Origin of the sequence: Actinomadura rudentiformis (assembly GCF_008923185.1) — a bacterium.
In the GTDB taxonomy this organism is placed as follows: Bacteria; Actinomycetota; Actinomycetes; order Streptosporangiales; family Streptosporangiaceae; genus Spirillospora; species Spirillospora rudentiformis.
Genome location: NZ_WBMT01000023.1, coordinates 140,994 through 162,565, shown reverse-complemented (window position 1 = coordinate 162,565; position 21,572 = coordinate 140,994). Strand labels below are relative to the sequence as shown.

17 protein-coding genes and 1 pseudogene are annotated in these 21,572 nt (G+C 69.9%); 11 read left to right on the top strand and 7 right to left on the bottom strand.

What is annotated here, in order from left to right; genetic code table 11:
* Positions 1-7: 7 nt before the first annotated feature.
* Entirely contained in the window at positions 8-958 is a 951-nt protein-coding gene (locus F8566_RS39565; protein ID WP_151567606.1) for an acyl-CoA desaturase, read from the bottom strand.
* A 370-nt stretch (positions 959-1,328) separates the two neighbouring features.
* Here F8566_RS39565 and F8566_RS39560 point away from each other — a divergent pair, with 370 nt between their 5' ends.
* The 3 genes from F8566_RS39560 (at position 1,329) to F8566_RS39550 (ending at position 8,842) form a co-directional block, all read left to right on the top strand.
* Entirely contained in the window at positions 1,329-3,029 is a 1,701-nt protein-coding gene (locus F8566_RS39560) for a VMAP-C domain-containing protein (RefSeq protein ID WP_192810092.1), read from the top strand.
* Between the two features lie 2 nt (positions 3,030-3,031).
* Positions 3,032-8,350, top strand: coding sequence for an SAV_2336 N-terminal domain-related protein (locus F8566_RS52475; protein WP_151567602.1), 5,319 nt, complete (start codon positions 3,032-3,034; stop codon positions 8,348-8,350).
* Between the two features lie 84 nt (positions 8,351-8,434).
* Complete coding sequence (locus F8566_RS39550; protein WP_151567600.1) at positions 8,435-8,842, top strand: hypothetical protein; 408 nt, start codon at positions 8,435-8,437, stop codon at positions 8,840-8,842.
* A gap of 71 nt (positions 8,843-8,913) precedes the next feature.
* On the opposite strand, the gene F8566_RS39545 is transcribed toward F8566_RS39550, so the two are convergent.
* A complete protein-coding gene (locus F8566_RS39545; RefSeq protein WP_151567598.1) occupies positions 8,914-10,071 on the bottom strand; it encodes a hypothetical protein in 1,158 nt (385 codons plus the stop codon).
* Between the two features lie 147 nt (positions 10,072-10,218).
* Here F8566_RS39545 and F8566_RS39540 point away from each other — a divergent pair, with 147 nt between their 5' ends.
* The 3 genes from F8566_RS39540 to F8566_RS39535 all read left to right on the top strand — a co-directional run bounded on the left by F8566_RS39540 (position 10,219) and on the right by F8566_RS39535 (position 11,227).
* Positions 10,219-10,428 (top strand): hypothetical protein, encoded by a 210-nt coding sequence (locus F8566_RS39540; RefSeq protein WP_151567596.1) that lies wholly within the window; start codon positions 10,219-10,221, stop codon positions 10,426-10,428.
* Entirely contained in the window at positions 10,425-10,556 is a 132-nt protein-coding gene (locus tag F8566_RS52470) for a hypothetical protein (protein WP_264159527.1), read from the top strand. The genes F8566_RS39540 and F8566_RS52470 overlap by 4 nt, the downstream gene beginning before the upstream one ends.
* 176 nt (positions 10,557-10,732) lie before the next feature.
* Positions 10,733-11,227, top strand: coding sequence for a GNAT family N-acetyltransferase (locus tag F8566_RS39535; protein WP_151567594.1), 495 nt, complete (start codon positions 10,733-10,735; stop codon positions 11,225-11,227).
* Here F8566_RS39535 and F8566_RS39530 read toward each other — a convergent pair.
* From F8566_RS39530 to F8566_RS39515, 4 genes are read right to left on the bottom strand one after another with little or no spacing between them, the layout of a single operon-like run.
* On the bottom strand, positions 11,202-11,891 hold the full coding sequence (locus F8566_RS39530; protein WP_151567592.1) for a carbon-nitrogen hydrolase family protein: 690 nt from the start codon (positions 11,889-11,891) through the stop codon (positions 11,202-11,204). The two genes, F8566_RS39535 and F8566_RS39530, sit on opposite strands and share 26 nt — an antisense overlap.
* On the bottom strand, positions 11,888-12,502 hold the full coding sequence (locus F8566_RS39525; protein WP_151567590.1) for a response regulator: 615 nt from the start codon (positions 12,500-12,502) through the stop codon (positions 11,888-11,890). The genes F8566_RS39530 and F8566_RS39525 overlap by 4 nt, the downstream gene beginning before the upstream one ends.
* On the bottom strand, positions 12,499-13,632 hold the full coding sequence (locus F8566_RS39520) for a sensor histidine kinase (RefSeq protein WP_151567588.1): 1,134 nt from the start codon (positions 13,630-13,632) through the stop codon (positions 12,499-12,501). Before F8566_RS39520 ends, F8566_RS39525 begins: the two co-directional genes overlap by 4 nt.
* Before the next feature lie 5 nt (positions 13,633-13,637).
* The gene (locus F8566_RS39515) at positions 13,638-15,860 is read right to left on the bottom strand and encodes an MMPL family transporter (protein WP_151567586.1); all 2,223 of its coding nucleotides are present in this window, start codon (positions 15,858-15,860) and stop codon (positions 13,638-13,640) included.
* Positions 15,861-15,984: 124 nt separating this feature from the next.
* On the opposite strand from F8566_RS39515, the gene F8566_RS39510 reads away from it, so the two are divergent.
* From F8566_RS39510 to F8566_RS39490, 5 genes are all read left to right on the top strand, one after another.
* Complete coding sequence (locus F8566_RS39510; RefSeq protein ID WP_151567584.1) at positions 15,985-16,968, top strand: GlxA family transcriptional regulator; 984 nt, start codon at positions 15,985-15,987, stop codon at positions 16,966-16,968.
* 152 nt (positions 16,969-17,120) lie between these two features.
* Positions 17,121-17,819 carry a hypothetical protein gene (locus F8566_RS39505; protein WP_151567580.1) on the top strand — a complete coding sequence of 233 codons (699 nt, stop codon included), beginning with the start codon at positions 17,121-17,123 and terminating at the stop codon, positions 17,817-17,819.
* A 71-nt stretch (positions 17,820-17,890) separates the two neighbouring features.
* Complete coding sequence (locus F8566_RS39500; RefSeq protein ID WP_151567579.1) at positions 17,891-18,856, top strand: GlxA family transcriptional regulator; 966 nt, start codon at positions 17,891-17,893, stop codon at positions 18,854-18,856.
* 10 nt (positions 18,857-18,866) lie between these two features.
* Positions 18,867-19,466 carry a DJ-1/PfpI family protein gene (locus F8566_RS39495; protein ID WP_151567577.1) on the top strand — a complete coding sequence of 200 codons (600 nt, stop codon included), beginning with the start codon at positions 18,867-18,869 and terminating at the stop codon, positions 19,464-19,466.
* Between the two features lie 64 nt (positions 19,467-19,530).
* On the top strand, positions 19,531-20,460 hold the full coding sequence (locus tag F8566_RS39490) for a threonine/serine dehydratase (protein WP_151567575.1): 930 nt from the start codon (positions 19,531-19,533) through the stop codon (positions 20,458-20,460).
* Between the two features lie 15 nt (positions 20,461-20,475).
* Here F8566_RS39490 and F8566_RS39485 read toward each other — a convergent pair.
* Positions 20,476-21,408: pseudogene (locus tag F8566_RS39485) on the bottom strand (RNA polymerase sigma factor); the annotation flags it as partial.
* Between the last annotated feature and the right edge of the window lie 164 nt (positions 21,409-21,572).

The window sequence follows — 21,572 nt, the reverse complement described above, 5'->3', positions numbered from 1 at the left end:
TTCCTCCTCAGTAGATCCTCTTCGCGGCAAGGCGCTCCTCGTCCGGCCAGCGGACGTCCCAGACCCAGCCGAACTTCTCGAACAGCCAGATGACCCGGGCGCTGATGTCGATCTGGCCCTTCAGGACGCCGTGCCGCGCCGACGTCGGATCGGCGTGGTGAAGGTTGTGCCAGGACTCGCCGAACGAGGAGATGGCCAGCCACCAGACGTTGCGGGAGCGGTCGCGGGTCTGGAAGTGCTCCTTGCCGAAGACATGGCAGATGGAGTTGATGGAGAACGTGACGTGGTCGCCGGCGAAGACGCGCAGCAGGCCGGCCCAGAAGAACGCGGTGACCGCGCCGTGCCACGACCACGTGAGCAACGCGCCGAGCCCCATCGGGATCAGGAGCGTGGTCGCCGCGATCAGCACGTACACGTCGTTGCGCTGCATCAGCACCAGGTCCTTGTCCGCGAGCAGGTCGGGCGCGTACTTCCTCCGCGAGGTCCGGTGCTTGCGGAACAGCCAGCCCATGTGCGCGTGGAAGAGTCCCTTGGTGAGCCCCCACACCCCCGGGCCGAAGGCCCAGGGTGAATGCGGATCGCCCTCCTGGTCCGCGTACTTGTGGTGCCGGCGATGGTCGGCGACCCAGAAGATCACCGACCCCTGCCATGCCTGCCCGCCCAGGATCGCGAGCGTGACCCGCAGCCAGCGCTTGGCCTTGAACGACTTGTGCGTGAACAGCCGGTGGTAGCCGACGGTGATCCCGAGCGCGGTGAGCGGGTAGAGGAGCGCGAAGATCGCTATGTCCGTCCAGCCGAGCCCCCAGCCCCAGAAGAACGGCACCGAGGTCAGCACGGCGACGATCGGGCCGACCACGAAGAAGACCACGCTGACGCGCTCCACCAAGGGAACGGACTTGGGTGAGATGTCCGGCAGAGGTGCTCTGTTGTTGCCGAGCTCAGCGACGCCGACTGTCATGTGGGGCTCCTTCGGCAGATGAGCAGAGGCTCAGGGGGATGCGTTCCGCCACGTGGCCATGACCGTACGGACGTCGCCGCTCCGGCTCTTCATGCTGGGCTCGCCATTTCGTGAAGGAAATTCGCAGTCGGCTGATAACCGTCATCTCAGGGCGATGGCCTCCCTCGCGCCCGAGAGGCCATCGCCTTGAGCGTTTCCCATGGCCCTGCCGTCCGTAATGAAGTCGTCACACACATCGGGACGAATGATTAGCAATCGATTCACAAGTCCTGTTGATTTCGCTGGTCCGACGGCGAATTCAGGGTGTGGGCGAGATGCACCGATCTTGTTAGATTTGCTGGCATCCGGTGCAGGGGGTTGCGTGGACGGCATGCGATGGCGGGTCCGGATCGACGCGTCCGGCGGGCAGGGCGCCGTGCTGGGCGCCGGAATCCTTGTCACCCCCGACCGCGTTCTGACGTGCGCTCATGTCGTGGCCGGCCGCGACGAGCTCTCGGTGGCGTTCCCCGACCTGCACGAGCGCCGCCAACGAGCCGTCGTCGAGTTTCGCGGCGAGTGGCGGGCGATGGGCGACACCGGCGACGTCGCGGTGCTGCGGCTGGACGAGCCCGCTCCGGTGGCGCCGTGCCGCCCGGCGCCCCTGGACGCGCTTCGTGACCCTCCCGAGCTGCGCGCCCAGGGCTTCCCGCGCGGCCACGAACGCGACGGAACGCACGTGACGCTGCGTACCAGCGCCGACCGGACACTGCGGCGCGAATGGCTGGAGGTCGACGTCGGCAGCGGGCATCTGCGGCGCCTGGATCGGGGATTCAGCGGGGCGGCGGTGTACGACCCGCGGAGCGGCCAGGTCCTGGGCATGGTCACCGACGCCGAGCTGAACGGCGATCACGAGGGCGCGATCGGCCGGATGGTGCCACTGGACACCGTGCGCCGCCACTGGGAACCGTTCGACGACCTGCTGCCCCTCGACTGGCTTCCCTCCGGGCCGCGCGCCGAGCTGCGCGGTCTTCTGGCGGACGCTGAGACCGCCGAGCCCCCGGCCGCCCTCTTCCGGCTCGCGTTCCCGCTCTTCCTGCACCCGCCTACGACGTTCCGCTCGCTGTGGGACGCCGTGCGATACGTGGGCGAGTGCGTGCCGGGCGAGGACCGGCTGTCACGCTTTCTCATCGTCGTGGCCGAACACCTGTCGAACGAGCGGGCCCGCGCCCGGCTCAACGCCTGGATGCGCGACCGTTCACCCGGCACCGCCAGCGCCGCGCCACCATCCGCCGCGGCACCGCAGACCTCCATCATCGTGCGGCTGGAGACCACGACCCGGGGACCGTACGAGCTGACGCTCTCCACGCTCGTCGAAGGAGTGCCCGGGCGCCCGACCGAACGGGTGAGCGTCCGCAAGAACCAGATCCGCCCGCACGTGGAGAAGGCCCTGCCCGGGCTGATGCGGTCCGTGCTCGGCCGCGACCGCGACTGGATGATCGAGTTCGTGGTGCCGGAGCGGCTGCTGAACGAGCCGTTCGAGGAATGGTCCATCAAAGAGGCGGGCCCCGCGCGTCCCCGCCCGATGCGTTCCGTCCCGTTGGTCGTCCGGCACGTCGAACGCCTCCGCCCCCTGCTGGCCACCGATCTCACCCGGCGCCGCTGGCGCACCCTCCGGGAGCGCGGCTCCACCCGGCCGGATCCCGTCGCCTGCCATCTGGGGTACGGCTACGACGAGTTCTACGACTGGCTGGACGCGAGCGACGAGTCGTGCGCGCTCGTCTACGCCTCCAACCCCGAAGCCGACTGGCTGTCCGCCGCCCTCAGCGTCGGCATCCCCGTGATGTTGTGGCGCCGGAACGCCTGCGCCGGGCCCTGCGACTCCGACGCCTGCACCGGACGGCGCTTCCTGACCGAGCTCACCACCGCCATCGACAAAGCCCATCCCGACGAGCTCCCGACGCTCGTGATGAAGCTGCGCAAGCAAGCCAGGGTCCCGCCGGGGAACGCCGATCACTGCGGCAACGGGCTCGCTCTCTTCTGGGACGATCCGGCGCGCAACCCCGACCCTCCGCTGGCCATGAGGGAGGCGTGAGGGTGTCCGTCGACCGGCTGAAAGAGGCGCTCGACGCCGTCGCTCCGGATGACTCATCCCTCACCCCGCGCGACCTAGCCGAGATGCTGTGGCTGGCCTGCCACATGCCCGCCCCAGCCCCTCAGGCCGCGCCCCCACCAGAGCCAGACGCCCCTGCAGAGCCCCCCGCCGCTCAGCCCCCACCCGCCGAACGGCCGGAAGCCGAGACCCCGACCGCACCCGCATCCACCCCGGCGCCCGCCGAGGAACACGAGCTGCACGCTCCCCGCCCCGCCCCCGAAGAGCCGAAAGGCACCGGCGAAGGCGTCCTCGTCCCAACCGCGCCCATGCTCCGCCATCCCCTCGCGCTCCAACGCGCACTGCGCCCGCTCAAACGCCGCGTTCCGTCCCCCCGGCGCAGCGTCCTGAACGAGGAGGCCACGGCTGCGCGCATCGCCGACGACCCGTCGAGCTGGATCCCGGTCATGGACCCCGCCGACGAGCGGTGGCTCAGCCTGGCGCTGGTCATCGACGCCGCCCCCTCCATGCGGATCTGGCGTCCCCTCGTCCGGGAGCTCCGCGACATGCTGCTCCGCCTGGGCGCGTTCCGTGACGTGCGCCTCTGGCACTTGGACCGGACCGGCGTCCGCCCGTACCCCGGCGGCCCGCCGACCAGACCCGCGTCCCTCATCGACCCTGCGGGCCGCCAAGCCGTCCTCGTCGTCAGCGACTGCTCGGGCCCGGACTGGTGGGACGGCCATATCGGCCCAGCGCTGCATGTGTGGGGCACCCACGGCCCGACCGCCATCCTGCAGCCGCTGGTCGAACGTCTCTGGCGCCGCAGCGCCGCCCCGGTCGTCCCAGGCCTCGCCATGTCGTCGCACCCTGGCGCGCCCAACACCGACCTTCGCTTCGTTCCCTATGAGGGGCGCCCGCAGAACGCGTTGCCGATCCCGGTCCTGGAGATCAAGCCGGACTGGCTGGCCGACTGGACCCGCCTGGTGACCGCCTCGGGCGGCGAAGGCAAACCGACCGCTATCACGTACGTGACCGGCGAGCCCCGGCCCACCGCCGCGCCACCTCACCGCGAGCGGGAACTGCCGATCGAAGAACAGGTCGCCCGCTTCTACGCGGCAGCCTCAACGACCGCCGCCGAGCTCGCCGCGCACGTCGCGGTCTCCGTCCCGGCATTGCCGGTCATGCGGCTGATCCAGCAACGCCTCCTGCCCGCCTCCCGGCCCGGTGACCTCGCCGAGGTGCTGCTCAGCGGCCTCCTCCAGCCGGTGGACGCCGACCGCGGCGTATACGACTTCGTCCCGGGTGCGCGCGAGGCCCTCCTCGCCACCCTCCCGCGCCCGGAGTCCCTCGCCACCGCCGACGTGCTGGCCGAGGTGTCCGCCGAGATCCAGGCCCGCGCGGGCTCGGCCGCCGAGGTCTTCCGCGCCGTCATCCCCGCCGCCGAGGGCACCCGCGCCCTGGCCGACCGCCCGTTCGCCCTCGTCAGCGAGGACGCCCTCCGCTTCCTCAACCACACCGCCATCCCCGTCCGCACCCGACCGGCCGAATCCGTCCCGGCAGGCACCGGCATGGCGCGGAGGACCGAGCAAACCACATGGCCACTCTTCGCACTCGGCGGCAGCGAACTGCGGATCTGGGACCCGACCAGCGAGAGCGTCCTGGCCTCCTGGAACCTCGCAGGCCACCCCGAAGCCGACACGATCACGGCGGTCTCCAGCTCCGGAAGACCGCTGCTGGTCAGCGGGCATGCCAACGCGGCGCTGTGCGTTTCGGACGTCACCGCCGGACGCCTCGTGCTCGACAACGGCGGCATGGTGTCGGCCCTGACGACGTTCCGGGACACGGCCGGCCGCGACGTGATCGCCAGCGGTGGATCCGACGGCGTCGTACGGTTCTGGAGTCCCTCGACGGGAGCCCAGGTCCGCACTGCGTTCCACGCGCACACCAGCGCGGTCCGCACGATGACCGCCCTCCCTCATCCAGACGGGCGCCCCTACCTGGCCACCGGCGGCGACGACGGCATCGTGCAGATCTGGAACCCCGACTCCGATGCCAAGACCGGAATTCTGCTGCCCAATCAGGGACCGCGCGGCAACGCGGTACTGGCCCTGGCGACGTTCACCGGACCGGGCCGCCGGACCGTCCTGGCGACCGGGAGCCGCGACGGGGCGATCCGGCTCTGGTATCCCCTCACCGGCTCGCAGGCCCGCGCACCGCTCACCGGCGAGAAGGGAGCTGTAGCGGCCCTAACCGCCTTGGTCGCTCGTGATCGACCCCTGCTCGTTGCTGCCAGCGGCCGGACCATCCAGCTCTGGGATCCGCTCGAACGCCGCTCGATCGGCCCGCCGCTCACCGGTCACCGGTCACCGGTGCTGGCCGTCGCCGCCTTCACCTTGGACGGGCGTCCTCTCATCGCCTCCATCGACGCGCTCAGCCTCCGGATCTGGGATCCGCTCGCAGGCACTCCGGTCGGCCCCGTCCTTGAGGCCCGCGAGGAGGCCCGGCTGCGATCACTGGCCGTTCTGCCACCACAGACCCGGTCACACCTCGTGCGATCCGGCGACCACCCGCCACCGCCCCAGCCCCCGTCGACCCTGCTGCGGCCCGAACGCCAGGTGGTCCCATTCCGAGGCCGCGAACGCGAGCTGGCCGAGCTCACCCGCTGGTGCCTGAGCCCGCCGGATCGGTCGCACGCCGTGTTGAGCGGACCTCGGGGGCAAGGCAAGACGCGGCTGGCGCTCCACCTCGCGGACCTCCTCGCGGAGGAGGGCTGGGTAACCGAATACGTGACCGACGCAGCGGACTCCATCACGATCGGCTCCGCCGGCCCCCTGCTCGTGATCGTCGAACGGGATGACGGTTCCGACTGGCCCATCGACATCAGACCGGCCATGCCCGCCAGAACGCGGATCCTCTACCTCACCCGCCTACCCTGGAGTCGCCCGCGACCCGACTTCCACAGGCGCCTGCCCGACCTCGAAGGGACGGTGGCTGGCCGTGAGGCCGCGTTCGACCAAGCGGTGACGGCCTTCTCCGCTGCCCTCGGCCATCCGCCGCGGAACCTCGTCCGGCCGGACCTGAGCTCATCGGCATACGGTCACGCGCTCACCTTGCATCTGGCCGCCCTCCGGGCGGTGGTGGGTCGCGAACGGGCGTTCTGGGAGATCAGTGCTCCGAAGTCCGTTCCAGTGCAGGCGGTCGGCAAGGCCGTGGCACTGGCCCTGCTGTCAAAACCCCGTGACCTGCGCCAGGCGACCGAGCTGCTGCGCCTACTCCCGGAGCTGGCGGATCTGGCGCACCTCCCGGAGCTCGCCCACTGGCTGAGCTGCGCCTACCCGCCGGAGGATGAGGAGTCCTTCTGGGGTACGGTCCAGCCGGAAAGTCTCGCCGACGCTCTCCTCGCGGAGGTCGTCCCTGGCTTCCTGTCATGGCTGGCCGAGGCTCTGCCGCAGGACCAGGTCCCGCATGCCATTTCGGTGCTCAACCGTGCGGCGCACGACCACCCGGAGATCAGAGAAGCGCTGTCACGGGCCGTCCCCGGGATCTCGGAGCCGGACACGGGCTCCGGGACCGGCAGACCACAACTGACCGACCTCCTCGCCAGAACGCACCCGGTCCCGGGTCGGCTGGAGTGCCCGATCGGCGTGGACTCGCTGGGTGAGCCCGTGCTGCTGGACGTCGCACGACACGGCCTGGTCATCGGGGACGAACGCGCCGACCTCGTGCGCACTCTCGTTCTAGGGCTTACGGCCACCTACGACACAGACGAGCTCGCATTCCTCATCGCAGACGGCCGTGGCGGCACGTCGTCCCCGGGGCTCGACGAGCTACCGCACAACGCGGCGGCTCCCCTGACACCGCTCCCGGACGAAGCCAACCGAAGCATCAGCCGCCTCCACGAGGCGTTGCAAGGCGAGATGGTCAGGCGTCAGGAAGGTGCCGATCGACTGCCGCACCTGCTGCTCGTCCTGGAGAACTTCACGGAGTTGATGCACCGCAAGCCAGAGTTCTCAGACCTCATCCTGGAGTCGACACGAGCCGATCGTGACCTCGGCATTCACCTGCTGCTGGCATCGCATCACCCCCCTGACACGGCGTTGCGCCTCCTCGACGGAAAACTCACGTACCGCGTCGACTTTCCCATCGCAAGCGAGACGACGGCCCTAGCACGAAACGCCGTATCGGAAATCGACCATGCTCTCGAGGAGATGGCAAGGGGACACCGGCTCCGCCGGAACCGCGACTATCTAGCACGGTGGCGGCGCTACACCGACGCTGAGCAGCAGAAGGTGACCGCGGGCTTCCAGACACTCTGGACGCTGGCAGACCCAGAGGTCCGCGCGGATATCAGCGACCTGCAGTCCTTTCTGAGCACCGCCCGCGACCGTTCCGACGTCCTCGGCCTCCTCCCCGAGGATCTCGAGCAGGCTCGCACCGCCCTGCGCAGGCTGGGGGATTCGTTCGCCTCCGGTACCTCGTCCACCGGTGAGGGGCGGCTGCAGGTCGCCGACAATCCACCCCTGCCGTTCACGCTCGCCAAAGGAACGCCCCAAGCCCGGCAGAGCATGCCTGTCCGACAGCTCCTCCTCCCGCCGCTGACCGAGCCGACCCTCCTTGACGAGCTCATCTCGCGGACAGAGGCATCCATGACTCCACAGGCCGTCATCGGGATGGTCGACCGGCCGCTCTATCACCGGCAGGAGCGGCTCGCCCTCGACCTGGGAGGCCCCAAGGGCAACGTGGCCGTGGTGGGCTCCACCGGCAGCGGCAAGTCGACCTTGCTCGCGACCTTCGTCGATTCGCTCGCGTCCACCTACACCGAGCACCTCGTGCAGTTCTTCCTCTTCGACTTCGGCCGCGGCCAGCTGGCCCCCTTGGCGTCGCTCCCGCATGTCCGTTCAATGACCACCTACGCCGATCCCGACCGGGCAGCATCCGTGATCGGGGAAGCCGCGACCCTGCTCCGGCGACTCGTCGAGAACGACCTGGCCGGTTCCGGCCCGCTGATCTTTCTCATCGTCGACGAGTGGGGGGAGCTGGTCCGGGCGCTGCCGCCGGAGGCCGTCCAGGACCTGCACCGCATCGTCGAGCAGGGCTGGCGGTCGAGCGTCCACGTGGTCGCCTCCGCCACCGGATGGTCGCAGTTCAGCCCGGACATGCGTGACCGGTTCGGCACCCGGCTGGAGCTCGCCCTGGACTCCCCGGCCGACTCGTTGATCGACCCCGGGCTGGCCGCCGAGGTACCGCCGGGGTCACCGGGGCGGGGCATCACCCAGGCCGCCGAGCACTTCCACGCCGCGCTGCCACGCCTCGCCGACGGTTGATCGAGACGTCGCTGAGACGCTTCGCCGCTTTACTCCGTTTCGCGCGCCCGGACGCGGGGTCCGGGGCGGACGAAAGGAGTTGCGATGAACACGAAACGGCTCGCCGCAGCAGCGGTCGCAGGGGCGTTGGGCCTCGGGCTCGCGGGATCGGTGACCGCGCCGGTCTCGGCCGCTGAGGTCGCCAAGAAGCCGGGGCGGAACTTCGTCGTCAAGCTGTTGCCGCGCAAGAGTGTGGTGTCGCCGAAGGGTTTGAAGGCCACCGGAAACAAGCGCATCGTGATCAAGACATTGCGCTGGCAGCGGCCCGTGGCGCTGAAGGTGCAGGCGATCAGGTGCAACGGTAAGCCGCTCGGCGAGTGGAAGCACGCCCCACGCGGGCGCGCCGTGCCGCTCACCAAGGGCGCTCTCAAGCGGGGCACTTGCTTCGGTATCCGCTGGGGAAGCCCGGGCGCCCCCTCTCCCAGCAAGATCTGGATCAACCTGACCTACTAGGCCGGGTGCCGCTGAGCGTGACTCGGTGTCCCGCCCGTTGGCGCGGGGGCGGGACGCCGGTCCTTACCCTGTCAGTGTGACTGCGCTGCCGATGGCAGCAAGCGGGAAAGTTCAGATGCCGCATCGGAGACGGTGGAGGGCGCGTCGTCCGTGCGGCCGATCTGATCGAAGATCTTTCGCAGCAGGTTCGCCGTTCGTCCCCTGCTCATCGAATCCACCACGCCCGCGATCACGCTGATGATCTCTTCGGCGCGGTGCCAGTCGCGGACATGGACCAGGGCGTTCAACAGTTGAGCTAGATCCAGCTTCCCGTAGAGGAACTGTCCGCGGCAGTCCTCTACGACCCGCTCATGGAGTGGGACGGCACGTCCCCATTGCCCCAACTGCGTGAGGGCTGTGGCCTTGTGCCTGGTGAGTTCGGTCTCGTTCACCCACCATGTCCAGTGCGGATCCCGCGGAGTGATGCTGCCGAGCAGGGCGCTCTTGGCTTTGTCGAACGAGGCGAGGGCTCGCTCTTCGTTGTTGAGCTGGGCAAGCGCCTGTCCGTGCCGGATCTCAAAGATCGCAGCCACGCGCGGAGGCAGATCCTCGTCAAGCACGCCCGTGGCGATCCTGAGCGCCTCGGCAGGACGGTGCAGGTGCAGGGACTGCATAGCAAGGTGCGTCAGCTCGAAGAGTTCCATGTCACGGTCTCCAGCATGCCGCGAGAGCATCAGCGCCTCATGAACGATCTGCCGGGATTGCGCCTGCCGGTCAGCGTCGTACGCGAGCCAGGCCGTTATCTCGCCGGCTTCTCCCGCAGCAGCCATGAGATCCCGCTCGACCTTCTGCTCGTAAGTGCCAGCGCCAAGGATGTGGTTGGCCGTGCGGAAGGCACGCAAGGCCAATGGAAACACGGCATGACCACCCCAGAGAGCATCGAGCCTCACCAGATCTTGGTTCGTGCGCCGAACCGCCTCGACGAAATCTGCATCAGCCAGATGCCCCTCAGCCTCGCTCTTGCCCGTCACGCGGGCGTACAGCGGCCGGTAGATCGGGCCTGGAACGTGGGTGCCGCGTTCCCACTGCTTGATCATGTCGGCGAGACTCTCCACGCTGGGCAGGTTTGGCGTGTCGGGTCCTGCTGCGGCGCGCAGGAGGATGGCCCACTTCTCCCGCGAGCGACGGGGAGGCGCCTCCCGCTCAGCGTGCAGACGCGCTCCGATGGCCTGCTTGTCGGCGGTGGACATGTGCGATGCACCCTCCGCCGCGCCTGTCGAGAGGAGGGATCCCGCCTCCCTCTGCCTCCCCATCCTCCCGCTAGTCCTGTGCCTGCTGCCACAGATCCACTTGCTGTGACCGAATCACCACCCCGCATCGCAACGGAGACGGTCACGGTGTCCCTCAAAACGAACGACGCGCAACAGCAGGTCAAGGCCGCTCTGCGTGAGGAGTTCCCCGACTGGTCGATCATCGCCAGTGACAAGGGCCGGTGGTGGGCGACGCGCGGCCCCAACCGTGGGGAGAAGGTCCAGCACGGCGCCTCGTGCTTCGAGGCCGACGCCGTCGAGGGCCTGCGCGCCCAGCTCGACGAGGTGGCGCGGTGATAGCCATCGATCGCTTGGACGCGCTCGGTCAGGAGCTCGCGCTTCGCGGGGTCTCCTCCCGTCCGCAGTTCGACCAGATCCCCGCCCGGCAACGGGTGTTCCTGCCGAACACGCCCCCGCTTCGGTGACAGCGTCAGCGTCGGCACCGGCCCTGATGGGGAACCGTGGTTCATCTCCTCCACTGGCGCGCCGCTGGCGCCTGTGTGGACTTGTCGTGCGCGGCCGAGCAGATCGTGGGACAGCTGACCGCGTACTTGCCCATCGCCAGCCAGTTCGGCATCAATGTGGAACGTAGGCTCGGCGGGTGAAGGAGATCGTTACGTATGTCGAGATGACCGGTGTGGAGCAGCTCGTTCCGGCGGCGGCCGTTCCCGGGCTTGCCTTGGTGCCGCTTGAGCGTGACTCGCCGCTGATTCCCGATGTGCTGGCCCGGATCGGGGCGCCCTACGGCTGGAAGAGCGCCGCGCGGAACGACCGGGAGTGGGCCGACTGGTTTGCCGATAATCCTGGGCGCATTTTCCGGCTGTTGTCGTATGAGGGTGCGGCGGCCGGGATCGTCACCTATGACCCGCATCCTGGGGATGAAGTGGAGATCGTGTCGTTCGGGTTGCTGCCGGAGTTCGTCGGCAAGGGGCTGGGTGGTCACGCGTTGACGCTCGGGGTGCGGGAGGCCTGGGAGCTGGTGCCGGGCGTGCGCAGGGTGTGGCTGCACACCTCGTCGTTGGATCACCCGAACGCGCTGCCCAACTATCACCGGCGCGGCTTTCGCACGTTCAGGACGGAGGAGCGGACCAGGTGACCATGTCGCCGGGGTCGGGGCCTGCTTGGGCGATGATGGTGCCTTCGGGGGTCCAGAAGCCGGAGTGGCCGGCGGCCGGGTTGTAGGGGGCTCCGGCTGGGCCTGCGAAGCTGGCTATGGCGACTGGGACGTGGTGGGTGGTGGCGATGCGGCGTGCTCGCTGGTCGATCACCGGGACGTCCTCGGGTAGCTCGCACACGGCGGCGACGTAGAGGTCGATGCCCAGGGCGGCGGTGTCGGCTGAGTGTTGGGGGACGCCCGTGTCTTTGCAAATGGCCAGGCCTAGACGCCATCCGTCGAGATTGAGGATGGACGGTTTGGTGCCTGGGGTGAAGTGCTCGGGCTCAGTGCCGCCTAGATAGATCTTGCTGTACGCCAGGGTGGCTCCGGTGGCGTTGACGGCCAGCATGGCGATGCGTTCTTGGACGGGGGCGCCGACCAGGGCGAGGGTGTTCGTGGCTGCGCAGGCTTCGATGATGGGCGTGAGGCGGGGGTCGGTGAGTGTGATCGCCGGGGCGTCGAGCGCGTAGCCCGTGAGGGAGAGCTCGGGGAAGACCACAAGGCGGGTGCCGGCATGGCGGATCGTGGCTGCGTGGGTCGCCGCGTTCGCCTCGATGTCGTACGGGACGCATGGCGGCTGGGTGACGGTGATGCTCAGGGTCATCGCAGGAGGCCTCGTTCTAGGGCGACTACCACGGCGTGGGTTCGGTCGCTGACGTCCAGCTTGGCAAAGATGCGGAGAAGGTGGGTCTTGACGGTGGCCTCGGCGATCACGAGGCGCTTGCCGATGTCGGCGTTGGAGAGGCCGTCGGCGACCGCGTTGAGCACATCGATCTCGCGGGCGGTCAGGGGCACCTGGGCGGGCTTGCGCATGCGGGCCACAAGCTTCTCGGCGACCCGGGGAGCAAGGACGGTCTCGCCGCGGGCGGCGGCGTGGATGGCGGCGACGAGCTGCTCGCGCGTGGTGTCCTTGAGCAGGTAGCCGATGGCACCGGCCTCGACGGCGCGCTCGATCTCGGTGTCGGTGTCGTACGTGGTGAGGATGAGCACGCGGGTGGTGGTCTTGACGATCTCGGCGGTGGCGGCGACGCCGTCGAGGACGGGCATCCGGAGGTCGAGGAGCGCCACGTCGGGGGCGAGGCGTTCGACCAGGTCGACGGCCTCGCGGCCGTTGTCCGCCTCGCCGACGATGGTGATGGACGGCTCGGCGGCCAGGAGCGCGGCGACGCCGGCGCGCATGACGGTGTGGTCGTCGGCCAGGATGATGCGGGTCATGGTGCACCGTTCGGAATCATGGCGAGGACGCGGGTGCCGTCGCCGGGAGAGCTGGTGACGGTGAGCTCGCCGCCCAGTTCGGCCAGGCGCTTGCGCATGCCGTCGAGTCCGAAGCCCTGGGAGTCGGCGACGATGAAGCCGCGGCCGTCGTCGGTGATCTCCAGCTCGATGGCGTAGGGGTGGCGCGTGAGAACGACGCCGATTGTTGTGGCGGCGGCGTGCTTGCGTACGTTCGCCAGCGACTCCTGGGTGCAGCGCAGGAGCGCGATGCGGGTCTGCTGGTCGCATTCGATGTCGGGCAGGTCCGCGATGACGGTGAGGTTCGTGTCTTCGGCGAAGCGGTCGAGGGTGCGGCGCAGGGTGCGGGCGATCGAACTGGGGGCGATGCCGCTCTGCGGTGCGGAGCCGACGAGGACGCGGGCCTCGGCGAGGTTTTCGCGAGCGGTCTGCTCGATCGAGAGGAGTTGCCGGGTGGTGAGTTCGGGGTCGGTGGCGGAGCGGGCCGCTTCGGCCAGCACGACGATGGACGCGAAGCCCTGCGCGAGGGTGTCGTGGATCTCGCGGGCGAGCCGTTCGCGTTCGAGGACGGCGCCCTGGCGCTCGTGAGCCTCCAGCAGTTCCCGCTGGGTGGTCTCCAGTTCCGCGCTCAGCCGGGTCGCCCGCTCTTCGCTTCGTCTGATGATCTTGAGCATCGAGAGGCCGAGCAGGACGCTGGCCACGAATGCGACGAGCGTGACGATGACGTTGCCGTTGAGGAAGTCCCCGTTGCGGAGGATCCCGCCGGCCGCGGTGCACAGGGCTGCGGCGCCGCTGAGCATGATCGACCGGCGCGGACTTCCTGCGAGGATCCAGAAGTGCGGGATCGAGACGATGAAGAGTGCGGCGCCGCCCGTGCGCAGGTACGACAGGGCGCCGAGTGCGGCGATGAGCACGTACAGGAACTGCGGGCGGCCGGGGAATCGCACGACGACCGCGTAGGCGACGGCGAGGGCGAGCGGCAGGCCGAGCGACCAGTACCTGACCGCACCCTGGTCGCCCAGCCCCGCGATGAACGTGGGCGCCAGGCCCAGGAGCATCCAGGAGATGTCGTTCCAGCGGTGGATCCAGTACTGGTCGTCGGGCCGCGACATGATGATCAGCCTACGTTCTGCGGCGTGCGCTCGGCCGGCGCGGCCACCTGTGCCCTCGGGCGGGACGGCCACCAGGTCCGCTCGCCGAGGAGCAGCATGGCCGCCGGCAGGATCAGGAGCCGGATGACGAACGCGTCCAGCAGCACCGCGACCGCGAGGCTGAAGCCGAACTGCTTCATCTCGATCAGGTGCAGCGGGATGAAGCTGGCGAACACCGTCACCATGACGAGGGCCGCGCTCGTCACGACGCCCGCGGAGCTCCGGATGCCGTCCAGCACTGCCGTGCGGGTGGGCACGCCGTTCTGGACGGCCTCCCTGATCCGGCTGATCACGAATACCTGGTAGTCCATCGAGAGGCCGAACAGGATCACGAAGAGGAAGAGGGGGACGCGGGAGCCGATCGAGCCCATCGAGGTGAAGCCCAGCAGGCCTTCGGCCCAAGTCCCCTGGAAGACCAGCGTCAGCAGGCCGAGCGAGGCGCCCGCCGAGAGCAGGTTGAGCAGCGCGCCGACCAGGCCGAGGACGACGGACCGGAAGGCCAGCACGGTGAGCGCGAACGTGACGAGCAGCAGCGCGCCGAAGATCATCGGCATCTTCCGCTTCTGGTGTTCGGGGTAGTCCACATAGCGGGCGACCTCGCCGCTCACCTCGGCCTCGACTCCGGGCAGCCGGTCGATGGTGGCCGGCATGTAGCTCTCGCGCACCTTCGTGAGCGAGTCGCGCGCCGCCTGGGTGCTCATGTCGTGCGGTACGCCCAGCTCCAGCATGGTGATCCGGCGGTCGGGCGAGGTCAGCAGTTTCGGCCTGCCGCCGAACAACGGGTCGGTCTTCGTCCGGGCGGCAAGGTCGTTCAGCGCGGCGGTCACTTCGGCGGCGCGTTCCGGCTCGGCCCGGACGACGATCTGGTTCGAGGCCTTGAGCTCGGGGAACGCGGCGTTCAACCGGTGGTACGTCTGCATCGCGGGCAGGTTGCGGTCGTAGGTCTCGCGGCCCACGTCGGTCAGCTTGAGGCCCAGCAGCGGGGCGGCCATCAGCAGCATGGCGAAGACCGCGACGGCCAGCGTGATCGCCGGGTGCTTGCCGGTGGGGCGCAGCATGGCCTCGGTGATCCGGCCGGTCTTCTGCGGCTTGGCCGGCCGTGCGGGCTTGCCCTTGCGCGCCCTGCGCTCGACGCGGCGTTCCGCGCGCCTGCCCAGCGTGGTCAGCAGTGCGGGCAGCACGGTCAGCGAGCTGATCACAGCGGCGACGGTCACCACGATGGCGCCGGTGGCCAGCGAGGAGAAGATGACGTCGTCGGCGAGATAGAGCGTGGCGCTGGACGCTGCGACCGCGAGCCCCGACATCACGACGGCGCGTCCCGAGGTGGCCGCCGCCAGCTCCACCACGGCCTCCGAGCTGAGCCGCCCGCCCGAGCGGGCCCGTTCCTCGCGTTCGCGCTTGAGGTAGAAGAGCGTGTAGTCGACGCCCACGGCCATGCCGATGAGCAGGATGACGTTCGTGCCGACGCCCGCGTCCGGGAAGACGTGCGAGGCGAGCATCGACAGACCGATCGCCGACATGATCGAGGTGATCGCCAGCAGCAGCGGCACGGTGGCCATCGCCAGCGAACGGAAGACGAGCAACAGGACGATCAGCGTGACCGGCAGGGCGATCATTTCGGTGCGCGAGAAGTCCTCGCTGCGCTGGCCCTGGACGTCCTTGCTGATGGACGGGCCGCCCGACTCCTCCACCCGCAGATCCGGATAGGACTTCTGCACCTCGGCCGTCTGCGCCAGCAGCGGATCGATGTGCTTCTTGCCCTCCTGCTCCGGCCCCTTCATCGTCACGTCGACCCGGACCGCCGTGCCGTCGGCCGAACGGACCGGCGCGGCGACGGACGCGACCTCCGGCAACCGCTTCATCCGGTCGGTGATGTCGCGCACGGCGGCACCGGCCTTGCCGGTGTCCAGCGGCCCGGGCGCCCTCGTAGTGATCAGGACTCGTTCCAGGGGTTTGCGCTCCAGCCCGCCCTGCTCCTGCAGGGCCTCGGCGCGGCCAGCCTCGCCGACCCGGTAGTCGGCGGACTGGGCCATGTTGCCGCCGACCGCGATGCCGAGCCCAAGGCACACGAACACGAAGAGGAACCAGGCGGCGATCGCCCGCCAGGGGTGGTGCGCGCTCCAGCGCGCCATGCGTACAGAGAGGTGCTTCCGTACAGGGAGGTGCTTGCCAACAGGGAGGTGCGTCATGGCATCAATGCTGGTCGGAGCACCCTTTCCGGCATGAGCCTCGACCGGTTGAACCTCGTGTCCACCGATCGGTGGACACGGGCGGACCGATGGCCGGACTACCGATATGTGAAAGAATCCGGCCATGCAGACCAGGCACCGCGTCGTCGTTCTCGCCCTCGACGGCATCTACCCGTTCGAGCTGGGCATCCCGGTCCGGATCTTCGGTTCCGCGACGGGCCTGGACGGTGAGCCGCTGTACGAGGTGATCACCTGCGGGCTGGACGGCGGGCAGGTGCGGACGAGCGCCGATTTCGCGGTCGCCGTCGAGCACGGGGTCGAGGTGATCGAAACGGCGGACACGCTGGTGATCCCTCCGTTCGACGCCGATCCGTACGAGGACCGGGACTGGCTGCCGGAGTCGCTGGCGGGCGCGTTCGGCCGGCTGCGTCCGGGCACCCGCCTCGTGTCGCTCTGCACCGCGTCGTACATCCTGGCGGCGGCCGGGCTCCTCGACGGCCGCCGGGCGACCACGCACTGGAACGAGGCCGACCATTTCCAGCGGATGTTCCCCAAGGTGCAGGTCGATCCGGACGTGTTGTTCGTGGACGGCGGCGACGTGCTGACCGCGGCGGGGGTCGCTGCCGGGATCGACCTGTGCATGCACATCGTGCGGCGCGACCACGGCAGCGAGATCGCCAACCGGGTGGCCCGCCGCTGCGTCGTGCCGCCGTGGCGGGAGGGCGGGCAGGCCCAGTTCATCGAACGGCCGGTGCCGGAGCCGTCGGCGGCCACCACGTCGGAGACCCGGGCGTGGGCGCTGGAGCAGCTCCACCGCCCGCTCACCCTGTCCGAGCTGGCGGGCCACGCGCGGATGAGCGTCCGCACGTTCTCCCGGCGGTTCCGCGACGAGGTGGGGATGACTCCCGGCCAGTGGCTGACACAGCAGCGCATCGAGCACGCCCGGCGCCTGCTGGAGACGACCGACCTGCCGGTGGACCGCGTCGCGGCCGAGGCCGGGTTCGGTACGGCCGCCTCCATGCGCCAGCACCTGGCCGCCACGATCGGCGTCTCCCCCAGCGCTTACCGCCTCACCTTCCGCACGGGCGACCAGGCACCCGTGATCTGAACGCACGGCCCGGATGGCCCTCGCGGGTGAGGGCGAACGAGACCAGCGGGCCAAACACCTCGGCCGTGCGGGGGAGGTCGCGCGGGTGCCCGCGACGCGAACCTTGGGAACGCGGGCGACACCGTCCGCGGGATCCGAGGGAGACGAGGGCGATGACGCTCAGTTCGAAGCAGCGGGCCATGGTGATGGGTGCGGCGGTGGCGGTCGCGGTGACCACACTCGGAGGGGGCGGCGCGATGGCCGCGGTCGAGGACCGGCCCGCCGCGGCCGAGGACCGGCCCGCCGCCGCCAAACCCAGGGAGGCGCATGTCACGGGCGACGCCTGGGTCAACTACCCGGGAGACAAGGAGTACCCGCACCGCCGGTTCATCGTGGACGCGCACGGAGCGCCATGGAAGATCGTGAACAACAAGATACAGTTCGGGGCCGCGCGCGGGACCATCAAGTTCAACCACTACGCGCCCGACGAGCCCGGCGGCCCCTCCAAGGACCACTGGGGCAGCATCAAGGTGGACTACGTGATGGCGACCGGCCCGATCGCCGTCGTCTCCGGCATCCGGCAGGACGACGTGCCGGCGAACATGAGGCGCGCGACGCTGACCTTCTACCAGTCGCCGCTCGGCCACAAGTACGACCGGATGGGCTTCTCGTGGGGCGTCGTCGACCCGAGGTGCCTGCAGATGGGCACCGGCCCCGCTCCGTTCAGCCCGGTCAGCCGCGGCCCGCACGACCAGCGGATCAGCGGCTACACCGTCAAGGACGCGCCGCTGCCCGTTCCGGACGGGGAGTTCGAGGGCCCGGACACCCCGGCGGACTGCTCGTTCAAGGACGCGGACACCGCCGCGAAATGACCGATCGCATGGCGCGAATTGTGGGGTGCACGTCGTTGACGCCATAACGGCGCCAGAGCGAGCCTGGAGGCATGCGCCGCATCGCCTTCGTGATCTATCCGGGATTCCACCCGATCGACCTGGTGGGCCCGCATGAGGTCTTCCAGTACGCCCACCGGCTCACGGGCGGCTACGACTGCCGGGTCGTGGCGCCCGTGGCCGGCCCGGTGCGGGGCCACAGCGGGCTGCCGGTGCACGCGTCGTACGGCGTCGGCGACCTCGAACCGGACGGCATCGACACCCTCCTCGTCGCGGGCGGGCTCGGGGTGGACGAGGCGCGGCACGACCGGGCGCTCGTCGACTGGGTCACCGCCGCCGGCCGGGGCGTGCGGCGCCTGACGTCGGTGTGCAGCGGGACGCTCCTGCTCGCGGCCACCGGGCTCATCGACGGCTGCCGGGTCACGACCCACTGGGCGCGGGAACGGCAGCTCCTGGAGGAGCATCCCGAGCTCACCGTGGACTGCGACCCGATCTTCATCCGGGACGGCCGGGTGTGGACCTCGGCGGGGGTGACGGCCGCGATGGACCTGGCCCTCGCGCTCGTGGAAGAGGATCACGGCCGGGACGTCGCCCACGCGGTGGCCCAGGAGATGGTGATGTTCCTGCGCCGTCCCGGCAGCCAGTCGCAGTTCAGCGTGCCGCTCTGGTCGGAGCAGCCCGCGTCCGACCCGATCCGGTCGGTGGTCGCCGCGATCAACGCCGATCCCGGCGCCCGGCACACCATCGGCGACCTGGCCGGCGTCGCCGGGCTGAGCCCCCGGCACCTGCAGCGCCGCTTCACCGCCGAGGTCGGCGTGCCGCCCGCCGCGTACGTCGAGCGGGTCCGCGTCGAGGCCGCCCGCCGCGCTCTCGCCGAGAGCGAGGAGCCGGTCGAGGCGATGGCGCGGCGGCTGGGCTTCGGCACCGGCGAGACGCTGCGGCGGGTGTTCCAGCGAAGGCTCGGCGTCCCGCCGTCCGACTATCGCGACCGCTTCCGCGCAATGAAGGAGTACGCATGAAGGAGTACGCATGACGACCTACGGACTGCTCGTCTTCGACGGCGCGGAGGAACTGGACTTCGTCGGCCCCTGGGAGGTGATGACCGCTTCCTCGATGGTGCGCGAGAACGCCGACACGGCCGTCCTCATCGCCGAAGGCGCCGGACCGGTGCAATGCGCCAAGGGTCTGCGGGTGCTGCCCGACCACACGCTGGACGACCACCCGCCGCTGGACGTGCTGCTCGTCCCGGGCGGCATGGGCACCCGGCGCGAGGTGGACAACCCGGTGCTGACGGGCTGGATCGCGAAGGTCGCCGCACAGGCGGAGTGGGTGACCAGCGTGTGCACCGGCTCGCTGCTCCTGCACGAGGCGGGCCCGGCGCGCAACCGCCGCGTGGCCACCCACTACGGCTTCGAGGACGCCCTGGAGGCCCGCGGGGAGATCACAGTGGTCCGCGACGCGCGCTACGTCGTGGACGGCAACGTGGTCACCAGCCAGGGCGTGTCCGCGGGGATCGACATGGCGTTGTGGCTGATCGGCAAGCTCCACGGCCGCGACCACTCCCGGGCCGTGCGCCGCTACATCCAGTACGAGCCCGCCCCGCCCTATCTCGCTGACGAGCCGGTCTGACCGGGCACCTGACCGCATACGGTTGGTAGTTGCGATCCCCCTACTGCCAGGAGGTACGGCCAGCATGATCACACGTTCCGAAGTCGAGACGGCGGCGGCACGGATCGGAGACCGGATCCGGCGCACGCCCGTCATGCGGCGCGACGGCGTGTGGCTGAAGCTGGAACAGACCCAGCACACCGGCTCGTTCAAGGCGCGCGGCGCGTTCAACCGCATTCTGACCGCCGCCGAGGAGGGCCGGCTGCCCGGCAGCGGGGTGATCGCGGCCTCCGGCGGCAACGCCGGTCTCGCCGTCGCGTACGCGGCGCGCGCGCTGGACGTGCCCGCCGAGGTGTACGTGCCGATGACCGCACCGATGGTCAAGGTCGACCGGCTGCGCGACCTCGGCGCGGACGTCGTGCAGATCGGCGACCGGTACGCCGAGGCCTACGACGCGGCGAGCAAGCGGGCCGCCGACACCGGCGCGCTGTTCTGCCACCCGTACGACCAGCCCGAGGTCTGCGCGGGCCAGGGCACCCTCGGGCTCGAACTCCTGGAGCAGACAGGCCAGGAGGTCGACACGATCCTGATCGCGGTCGGCGGTGGCGGGCTGATGGCCGGGGTCGCGGCGGCAGTGGAGGGGCAGGCGAAGGTCGTCGGCGTCGAGCCCGACACCGTCCCCACGCTCAACCGTGCGCTGGAGGCCGGGTTTCCCGTGGACGTCGAGGTCTCCGGCGTCGCCGCGGACTCGCTCGGCGCCAGCCGCCTCGGTGAGATCGCCTTCGACGTGGCGATCCGCACCGGCGTGCGGTCGGTCCTCGTCCCCGACGCGGCGGTCGTCGCGGCGCGGCAGCGGCTGTGGGACGACCACCGGCTGGTCGTCGAGCACGGCACCGCCGCCGCCTACGCCGCCCTGCTCACCGGCGCCTACGAGCCGGCCGAGGGTGAACGCGTCGCGATCGTCCTGTGCGGCGCCAACACCGACCCGGGCGACCTCGTCACACCGACCCGGTAGGCGTGGCGCCACCCACTAGGTGAGCAGGTCGGCGAGGGTGCGGGTGCGGGAGGGGTGACGGAGCTTGTGCATTCCCTTGGACTCGATCTGGCGGATGCGCTCGCGCGTGACCCCGTAGACCTTGCCGACCTCGTCGAGGGTCTTGGGCTCGCCGTCGTTCAGCCCGAACCGCAGCGAGATCACGCCCGCCTCCCGTTCGGTGAGCGTCTCCAGCACCGCGTCGAGCTGGTCGCGCAGCAGGGACGTGGCGATGGCGTCGGCCGGGTCGGGCCCGTCGTCCTCGATGATGTCGCCGAGCTCTCCGTCGCCGTCCTCACCGAACGGGGTGTGCAGTGAGATCGGCTCGCGGCCGTACTTGAGCACCTGCTCGACCTTCTCGGCGGTGAGGTCGAGCTCGGCCGCGAGCTCCTCGTGGGTGGGTTCGCGGCCCAGATCCTGCAACATCTGCCGCTGGGTGCGGGTCACCTTGTTGAGGACCTCGACGACGTGCGCGGGAATGCGGATGGTGCGGCTCTGGTCGGCCAGCGCGCGGCCGACCGCCTGCTTGATCCACCAGGTGGCGTACGTGGAGAACTTCAGGCCGCGGTGGTGGTCGAACTTCTCCACCGCGCGCATCATGCCGATGGTGCCCTCCTGGATCAGATCCAGGAGGGGCAGGCCGCCGCCCGCGTAGCGCTTGGCGATCGACACGACGAGCCGCAGGTTGGCCTCGACCATGTGGTCCTTGGCGCGGAGCCCGTCGGCGACGGCCAGCTCCAGCCGGTGGCGCTCGGCCGGGCTGAGCGACTCGCCCTGCGAGCCGTCCTGTGAGCCGTCCACAGCGTCGAGACGCTCCTGAGCGAGCCTGCCCGCCTCGATGCGCCCGCCCAGCTCGACTTCCTGCTCAGCCGTGAGCAGCGGGGTGCGCCCGATCTGCTTGAGGTAGTCCTTCACCGGGTCACCGGAAGAAACCATGGTCGTGGTGCTGGCGGTGCGAGTGGTACGGACGGTTGCGCTCAAAAGCGGTTCCTTCCCCTGGGCGACGGTTGTGTGGAACGCCCGGGAACGGTGGATGATTCCCGGATGACCTAAATTTAGGTCAGACATAGAAATATGTCAACACCAAATTTAGG

Bases quoted from the DNA above. Each gene is read 5' to 3' on its own strand.
- F8566_RS39490 (WP_151567575.1), top strand. From the start codon at position 19,531: ATGATCACACGTTCCGAAGTCGAGACGGCGGCGGCACGGATCGGAGAC.
- F8566_RS39545 (WP_151567598.1), bottom strand. From the start codon at position 10,071: ATGTCCACCGCCGACAAGCAGGCCATCGGAGCGCGTCTGCACGCTGAG.
- F8566_RS39505 (WP_151567580.1), top strand. From the start codon at position 17,121: ATGACGCTCAGTTCGAAGCAGCGGGCCATGGTGATGGGTGCGGCGGTG.
- F8566_RS39495 (WP_151567577.1), top strand. From the start codon at position 18,867: ATGACGACCTACGGACTGCTCGTCTTCGACGGCGCGGAGGAACTGGAC.
- F8566_RS39515 (WP_151567586.1), bottom strand. From the start codon at position 15,860: ATGACGCACCTCCCTGTTGGCAAGCACCTCCCTGTACGGAAGCACCTC.
- F8566_RS39520 (WP_151567588.1), bottom strand. From the start codon at position 13,632: ATGTCGCGGCCCGACGACCAGTACTGGATCCACCGCTGGAACGACATC.
- F8566_RS39565 (WP_151567606.1), bottom strand. From the start codon at position 958: ATGACAGTCGGCGTCGCTGAGCTCGGCAACAACAGAGCACCTCTGCCG.
- F8566_RS39550 (WP_151567600.1), top strand. From the start codon at position 8,435: ATGAACACGAAACGGCTCGCCGCAGCAGCGGTCGCAGGGGCGTTGGGC.
- F8566_RS39500 (WP_151567579.1), top strand. From the start codon at position 17,891: ATGCGCCGCATCGCCTTCGTGATCTATCCGGGATTCCACCCGATCGAC.
- F8566_RS39530 (WP_151567592.1), bottom strand. From the start codon at position 11,891: ATGACCCTGAGCATCACCGTCACCCAGCCGCCATGCGTCCCGTACGAC.
- F8566_RS39525 (WP_151567590.1), bottom strand. From the start codon at position 12,502: ATGACCCGCATCATCCTGGCCGACGACCACACCGTCATGCGCGCCGGC.
- F8566_RS39510 (WP_151567584.1), top strand. From the start codon at position 15,985: ATGCAGACCAGGCACCGCGTCGTCGTTCTCGCCCTCGACGGCATCTAC.
- F8566_RS39560 (WP_192810092.1), top strand. From the start codon at position 1,329: ATGCGATGGCGGGTCCGGATCGACGCGTCCGGCGGGCAGGGCGCCGTG.